This is a genomic window from Klebsiella sp. D-Nf1 (assembly GCF_002810515.1).
GTDB classification, from domain to species: Bacteria; Pseudomonadota; Gammaproteobacteria; order Enterobacterales; family Enterobacteriaceae; genus Klebsiella; species Klebsiella variicola.
Genome location: NZ_PIOK01000031.1, coordinates 1 through 671 on the forward strand (window position 1 = coordinate 1; position 671 = coordinate 671).

Below are 671 nucleotides of genomic sequence, written 5' to 3' on the forward strand. Positions count from 1 at the left end.
CTGTTAGGCGAAGGCTTCACCCTGATGTTTCTCGGCATGGGCTTTGTGCTGGTGTTCCTGCTGCTGCTCATCTTTGCCATTCAGGGAATGTCCCTCGCCGTGAACCGTCTGTTCCCTGAGCCGCCTGCCGCCCCCAAACCGGCGCCGGCCGCCGTCGCGCCCGCTGACGACTTCGCCCGCTTAAAACCGGCGATTGTCGCCGCCATTCACCACCATCGCCGTCTTCACCCTTAATTCACGGAGGAATTTATGACCGTTGCCATTACCGATGTCGTCCTGCGCGACGCCCACCAGTCCCTGTTCGCCACCCGTCTGCGTCTCGACGATATGCTCCCCGTTGCCGCTCAGCTGGATGACGTCGGCTACCGCTCCCTTGAGTGCTGGGGCGGCGCCACCTTTGACGCCTGCATCCGCTTCCTCGGCGAGGACCCGTGGGTCCGCCTGCGCGAGCTGAAAAAGGCGATGCCGAAGACCCCGCTGCAGATGCTGCTCCGCGGCCAGAACCTGCTCGGCTACCGCCACTACGCCGATGACGTGGTGGAGCGCTTTGTGGAGCGCGCCGTCAAAAACGGCATGGACGTCTTCCGCGTCTTCGACGCCATGAACGACCCGCGCAACATGCAGGCCGCCCTGCAGGCGGTCCGCCGCCACGGCGCCCACGCCCAGGGCAC

Annotated in this window: 1 protein-coding gene and 1 pseudogene; both read left to right on the top strand. The window is 65.1% G+C overall.

Features of this window, described 5'->3' with window-relative positions:
- Positions 1 to 234: oxaloacetate decarboxylase subunit gamma (locus tag CWM54_RS27840; RefSeq protein WP_100699198.1), on the top strand; the 234-nt coding region annotated here is incomplete at its 5' end.
- Positions 235 to 249: 15 nt separating this feature from the next.
- Positions 250 to 671: pseudogene (locus CWM54_RS27845) on the top strand (oxaloacetate decarboxylase); the annotation flags it as partial.